The organism is Acidimicrobiia bacterium (assembly GCA_040902765.1).
Taxonomy (GTDB): domain Bacteria; phylum Actinomycetota; class Acidimicrobiia; order Spongiisociales; family UBA11373; genus DATKBG01.
Window position 1 is genome coordinate 24,303 of record JBBDWO010000009.1, and the last position, 6,358, is coordinate 30,660.

A 6,358-nucleotide genomic window follows, 5' to 3' on the forward strand; every position below is an offset into this window, starting at 1 on the left:
GGTAGCTGGTAGCCGCGGCTCGCTAGAGCCGCTGCCGCGCTGCTTCCAGGCGGGCCAGGGTTCGGTTCCGACCGAGGGCTTCAATCGACTCGAACAGGGGTGGGCTCACCGAAGAGCCGGTGAGGGCGACACGCAACGGCTGGAGGCCCCTCGACGCGCTCAAGCCCTGCTCGTCCAGCATGGCCCGGAGTGCCTCTTCAATGGCGACGGTCGCCCATTCATCGACTCCGGCGAGAGCACCGGCGGCGGCGGCGAGCACCTCACCGCTTCCCTCCCCCATGACCTTGTCCCATGCTGCTGCGTCGTAGGTGAGGTCGTCGATGAACAGGAAGCGCACCTGGGCGGGTACGTCGGTGAGGTGCTTGATCCGCTCCTGAACGAGCGGGACCACGGACTCGAGCACCTTTCGCTCGGGCGCGGTGAGACTCCGGCTCAGATCGTCCTCGACCAGCGGGAGCACCGCGACGCCGAGCTCCTCCACCGCCATCGCCCGTAGGTACACGCCGTTCATCCACTCGAGCTTCGCGGTGTCGAACACGGCAGGGTTGCGGGAGACATCGGCGAGATCGAACCGGGCGATCATCGTGTCCAGGTCGACGATCTCCTCATCGTCTCCGGGCGACCACCCGAGGATGGCCAGATAGTTGCGCATCGCACCGGCCAGGTACCCGCTCTCCCGATACGCCCGCAGGGCGGTGTCACCGTGACGCTTCGACAGCTTCTGACCGTCCGGACCGTTGAGCAGGCTCAAATGCGCGTACGCCGCCGGTTCCGCTCCCATCGCCCTGGCGATGGCGATGTGTTTGGGCGTAGAGGGGAGGATGTCTTCGCCGCGCACGACATGGGTGATGCCGTAGTCCACGTCGTCGACGGTCGAGGCGAAGTGGTAGGTGGGGGTGCCGTCGGTGCGCAGGATCACGAAGTCGTCGACGTCGTCGTGGTCGAACCGGACCTCTCCCCTGACGAGGTCGGCGACCACCGTGCCCCCGGGACGCGGGATGGAGAGTCGGATCGGCGCACCAGCGGCCCCCGCGTCGGAGTCGCCACGGAACTCTCCCCGATACACGGGTGAGCGCTTGGCCGCCTGGGCGGAGGTGCGCAGTTCCTGTAACTGCTCCGGCGACGCCAGGTCGTAATAGGCGTGGCCGGCAGACACCAGCGCGTGAGCCACCTCGCGGTACCGGTCGAACCGATCACTCTGGCAATAGGTGCCGTGCGGGCCACCGACATCGACACCTTCATCCCAGTCGAGGCCGAGCCACCGGAGGCCCTCGACGATATCGACCTGGTACTGCGGGTCGTTGCGAGCGAGATCGGTGTCGTCGGATCGCAGGATGAACGCGCCGTCCCTGCCCCGAGCGAACAGCCAGTTGTACAACGCGGTACGGGCCCCGCCGACGTGCAGGTGACCGGTGGGCGAGGGGGCGAACCGGACCCGCACCGTCATCCGGCGACCACCGGATTGGTGAGCACGCCGATGCGTTCGATGGCGACCTCGACGCGATCGCCGGGCTCGATCGGGCCGACGCCGGCTGGCGTGCCGGTGAGGATCACGTCGCCGGGGAGCAGGGTCATGACTCCCGAGATGAACTCGAGGAGCTCGCCGACCCCGAAGACCATGTCGTCGGTGGTCCCGTCCTGACGGAGATCACCATCGACGGCGCAGGTGATCCTGAGCCCCGCCGGATCGACCTCGGTCTCGATGGCCGGACCGATCGGACAGAAGGTGTCGAATCCCTTCGCCCGGGTCCACTGACCGTCGATCGCCTGGAGGTTGCGCGCCGACACGTCGTTGGCAGCGGTGTAGCCCAGGATGTACGCCGAGGCGTCGTCCGCCCGCACCTTGCGCGCCACCCGGCCGATCACGACAGCGAGTTCGGCCTCGTGGTGCACCTCGGTCGCCTCCGCAGGGATCACGATCGACGCGCCTGGCCCAATCACTGCGGTCGAGGGCTTGAGGAACAAGATCGGCTGCATCGGCACTTCGGCGTGGCGCTCTGCGGCGTGGTCGGCGTAGTTGCGCCCGACGCACACCACCTTCGTCGGGAACACCGGCGACAGCAACCGCGCCTCCTCGAAGGGAACCACCGTCTCCTGCGGCTCCCAGGCGACGAACGGGGTCCCCAGGTGGATCCTGATGCCCTCCTCCTCGACCGCCCCGTAGGCGATCTCGTCGCCGAGTTGGACGCGGACGATCTTCATGGGCGGGAGTGTCCAGCGCTCACGACACCGTCCGGATCACACGCTTGGCCTCGGCGGTGCGACGCCTGATCGTCTCGACGGGAGCCGCCAGAGCGGTCAGGTCGGTGGCGGTGATGAGACGCTGCGGGGCGTGGCGAGAGTGGGCCATACCGACGGTCCACCGCAGCCGCCACGCCGGGTTGTGGGCGCCCACACCCAGGGCCGCCTCACCGGCCTCGATGTCGTCGAGCATCGGGGCCCGCCCGAGTCGCGCCGCCCGAGCCGCCGCCAGCACCATCACGGCGCGGCGCACGTCGTCGACGGTCTCGCCTGCGAGTGCTTCGGTCTTCCGAGCCGCCACCAGGCGTTCGGCATATCCGGCGTCGGGGCCGGTCGTGCCGAAGGCGCCGCCCCACCGCACCTCCGACGGGCTCGTCATGTCGCCTGGCCGGTCCGGCGACCAGCGGTCGGGATACGAGGGATGGCCGGTACGACGCGGCAGATGTTCGATACGAAGGGGGACGTTCGGCTGTTGACCCATGGGGGCAGGATAGAGCTGGCGCCAGAGGCGCCAGCTCGCTATTCGCAATTCGCGGTTCGCAATTCGCAGACCAGGACGCGGCGTTGCCCCGGATGAGGCACGGGGCGGTTCTTGCGAATCGCGAAGAGCGAATCGCGAATCGCGCTAGACGAAGTCGAGCCAGTGGCGGTAGTCGCTGAGCTTTCCGGTCACGGCTTCGGTGAACAGGGCCTGGGCCTGCCTGGTGATGGGGCCGGGCTCCCCGATACCGACCGAACGGTCGTCGATCTCGCGGATCGGGGTCACTTCGGCGGCGGTCCCGGTGAAGAAGGCCTCGTCGGCGTAGTAGAGGTCGGCCCTGCTCACCAGTCGTTCCTGGACGTCGACGCCGGCGTCGCGCAGCAGGGTGATCACCGAGTCGCGGGTGATCCCGTCGAGTACACCGGCGCTGATCGGAGGCGTCCACACCGAGCCGCCTCGAACGATGAACACGTTCTCTCCCGACCCTTCGACCACGTAGCCGAGGGCGTTGAGCAGGAGCGCCTCGTCGTAGCCGGCGATGATCGCCTCCTGCTTGGCCAGCACGCTGGTGACGTATTGACCGGTGCCCTTGGCGTTGGGAATGAGCGAGTCCTGCGAGACACGGCGCCACGACGACACCCGCACCCGCACCCCGCGCTCGACTCCCTCGTCGCCCAGGTACGTCCCCCACACCCACGAGGCGATCATGGTGCGCATCGTGGCCCCGCGCGGGTTGAGCCCGATGGATCCGGTGCCGAGGAACGAGATCGGGCGGAGATAGCACGCCTCTAACTCGTTCTGCCTCACCAATTCCTTCGCCGCGGAGGTCAGCTCCTCGGCCGACCACTCCAACGGGAGCCGAAACGCCTTGGCCGACCGAACCATGCGGTCCATGTGGTCGCCGAGCCGAAAGACCGCCGGGCCGTCGCCGGTGGCGTAACACCGGATGCCCTCGAAGACCCCGGTGCCGTAGTGGAGGCCGTGGGCGAGGACGTGGACCGTCGCCTCCTCCCACGGGATCAGGGACCCGTCCGACCAGATGAACTTGGTGGGCTGCATGCCGTCGCTCATGGCGACAACCCTAGGTGACGCGCGTGCCAGTCCACGATGGCCTCGAACCGCTCCTTCCGATACCTGGGCTTGCCCGACCGCGAGAGTTCATGACTGCTCTCCGGGACCCGCAGCATCTCGACCTCTACACCGTTGGCGTACAGCGCGGAGAAGTACTGCTCGGCCTGCTCGATCGGACAGCGGAAGTCCGTCTCGGAGTGGATCAACAGGCAGGGCGTCGTGACCCGGTGGGCCCGGGCGAGCGGACTGGCCAGCCACAGGTCGGCGCGCTCCGGGTCGGGCTCGCCGATGTACATGCGGGGGAACCAGTACCCGATGTCGGAGGTGCCGGCGAACGAGGAGAACGAATACACCCCGCGCTCGGGGACGGCGCTCTTCCAGCGGTGATCGACGGCGAGGATCATCCCGGTCATGAAACCGCCGTAGGAGCCACCCATGATCCCCTGCCGATCCGGGTCGAGACGATCGAAGCGCTCGACGGCGGCATCGGCGACCGCCAGCAGATCCTCCAGATCCGGTGGCCGCTCCTCCACCCACCGGCCGACCGGCACCCGGACGAAATCGTCGCCGCGACCGCTCGATCCTCGCGGGTTGCACGCCACGACACCGAAGCCGGCAGCGGCATAGACCTGAAACTCGTCGAAGAACCGCCAGCCGTACTCGGTGGCGGGCCCGCCGTGGATGTTGAGCAACAGCGGCACACGGGCATCACCCGGCGGCAAGAACGCCCATGCGTCGATCTCGACACCGTCGTGCTCGACGACGAAGTGCTCGGGCTCGACCAGGGCTACGCCGTCCCGGAAATCGGCATTGACCGCGCTCAGCGTCTTCTCTTCCCCTGACTCCCACCAACGCAACTCACCGGGGTCGGTCACGCTCGTCGATACGAGAGCCATCGCCGACCCATCCGGTCGGGTCGTCATCGACGAGATCACCCGCTGCCCACCAAGCACGTCGGTCCAGGTACCGTCGGGATGGATGTCGACGACCCGGTTGGTGCCCCGGTCCTCGATCACACAGCGCGCCCTGCCATCGGTGAGCCACTGGGGTCCGCGCGGAGTCGAGGTGACGGTTGGGGCCTCCACGGCCCTATCCAGGTCGGCAGCGAGGCGGACCGGCCCGTCGGTATCGAGGCGGAACAGCCCCGCCATGGCGGGGTAGTCCCATAGTCCCGGCATTCCCACGACATGAGGCACCCCATCGGGGCTATAGGCGAGCAGGTTCCAGTGTCCGAGCTCGGCGAGGGCGACCGCAGCACCGCCGCCGATCGGCACTTCCCACGGCTGCGATCCGGCATCCAGGATTCGCGTCTCGTGACGCGGGCTCATGAAGCCGACGGCACCCCCGTCGGGACGCCACACCACCGAGCTGTCACGGTCGCCGTCGGTGAGTGCTGACACCTCGCCGGAGTCGACCTCGACCAGGTACACCCGCCTCTGGCGATCGTGGAGCCATCCCAGCGTGTCGAAGCGATAGCCGGGCCGTTGGATGCGCCGCGAGCGGCGCTTGCGTTCGTCCTCGTCGAGGTCGGCGAGTTCCTCGATCCACGAGACCCCGACAGCGGCCAGCGACGACCCGTCGGGAGACCACTCGGCCTCCTCGGCGCCGAGACCGAAGTCGGTGAGCGTTCGGGCTTCACCGCCGCTCGCCGGCATCACGGCGACCTGAGCGGGCTTTCCCGGCTCGCCGCTGGCGCGCAGGAAGGCGAGGTGGGAGCCGTCCGGAGACCACCGCGGCCGGGTGTCGGCGGGACCGTGGGTGAACGGCCGACACTCGGACCCATCCCACAACCAGATCAGGCGGTCGTAGCGGTCGTCCTCGAAATTCATCCGGGACACGGCGAAGGCGATACGCACACCATCGGGGTGCAGGACCGCGTCCGACAGGGTGGAGAATCGAGTGAGGTCGTCGGGAAGCATCGTCGGCGAGGCTAACCAGTTCCGAGGGACGAGGGACGAGGGACGAGGGACGAGGGGCGAGGAGCGAGAAGGCTCGAGATGCGCCCGATGCGCGATACTCGATACTCGCTACTCGCTACTGGAGACCGGATGCGCCGCCTCATCGCCTCCTCCATCGGACTGGGACTGATCCCGCGGCGCCTCTGGGGTTCGGACGCGGGTGCCGGCACCTTTGGCGCCGGGCTCGGCGCCGGGATCGCCGGGTTACTCCTGTGGCTCCAGGTCCCATGGTGGGTGTCGCTGGCCGTTGCCGCTGCGGTCACTGCGATCGCGCTGTGGGCGGCGATTCCCTTCGCCGACGGGGATCCGGGCTGGGTGTCGATCGACGAGACGGCAGGCTCCCTCATCGCCGTGATCGGACTCGGGGGCATCCCGTGGGTGGTCGCTCTGGTGGTGGCCCGACTCGCCGACATCGTCAAGGTGCTGCCGGGGGTCCGCGCCGCCGAGCGGCTTCCGGGAACGGTCGGGATCACCGCCGACGATGCCCTCGCCGGACTCTACGGACTGGCAGTCGGATGGGCGCTCACGGCTCTGCTGTGAGGGGGTGCGCGGATAGGTCGCTGGCTTCATCAGGTTTCGGCTTGCCACAAGCCGAAACCTGATCCCG

At 68.4% G+C, this 6,358-nt stretch carries 6 protein-coding genes; 1 reads left to right on the forward strand and 5 read right to left on the reverse strand.

Annotated elements, in window-relative coordinates; genetic code table 11:
* Positions 1-22 precede the first annotated feature (22 nt).
* From gltX to WEA29_03270, 5 genes are all read right to left on the reverse strand, one after another.
* The gene (gene gltX / locus WEA29_03250; protein MEX2322773.1) at positions 23-1,447 is read right to left on the reverse strand and encodes a glutamate--tRNA ligase; all 1,425 of its coding nucleotides are present in this window, start codon (positions 1,445-1,447) and stop codon (positions 23-25) included.
* On the reverse strand, positions 1,444-2,202 hold the full coding sequence (locus WEA29_03255; protein MEX2322774.1) for a fumarylacetoacetate hydrolase family protein: 759 nt from the start codon (positions 2,200-2,202) through the stop codon (positions 1,444-1,446). Before WEA29_03255 ends, gltX begins: the two co-directional genes overlap by 4 nt.
* A 19-nt stretch (positions 2,203-2,221) precedes the next feature.
* Positions 2,222-2,722 (reverse strand): hypothetical protein, encoded by a 501-nt coding sequence (locus WEA29_03260; protein ID MEX2322775.1) that lies wholly within the window; start codon positions 2,720-2,722, stop codon positions 2,222-2,224.
* 144 nt (positions 2,723-2,866) lie between these two features.
* Positions 2,867-3,793 carry a branched-chain amino acid transaminase gene (locus tag WEA29_03265; protein MEX2322776.1) on the reverse strand — a complete coding sequence of 309 codons (927 nt, stop codon included), beginning with the start codon at positions 3,791-3,793 and terminating at the stop codon, positions 2,867-2,869.
* A complete protein-coding gene (locus tag WEA29_03270) occupies positions 3,790-5,712 on the reverse strand; it encodes a S9 family peptidase (protein MEX2322777.1) in 1,923 nt (640 codons plus the stop codon). The genes WEA29_03265 and WEA29_03270 overlap by 4 nt, the downstream gene beginning before the upstream one ends.
* A gap of 129 nt (positions 5,713-5,841) precedes the next feature.
* Here WEA29_03270 and WEA29_03275 point away from each other — a divergent pair, with 129 nt between their 5' ends.
* Entirely contained in the window at positions 5,842-6,291 is a 450-nt protein-coding gene (locus WEA29_03275) for a phosphatidylglycerophosphatase A (protein ID MEX2322778.1), read from the forward strand.
* Positions 6,292-6,358 lie beyond the last annotated feature (67 nt).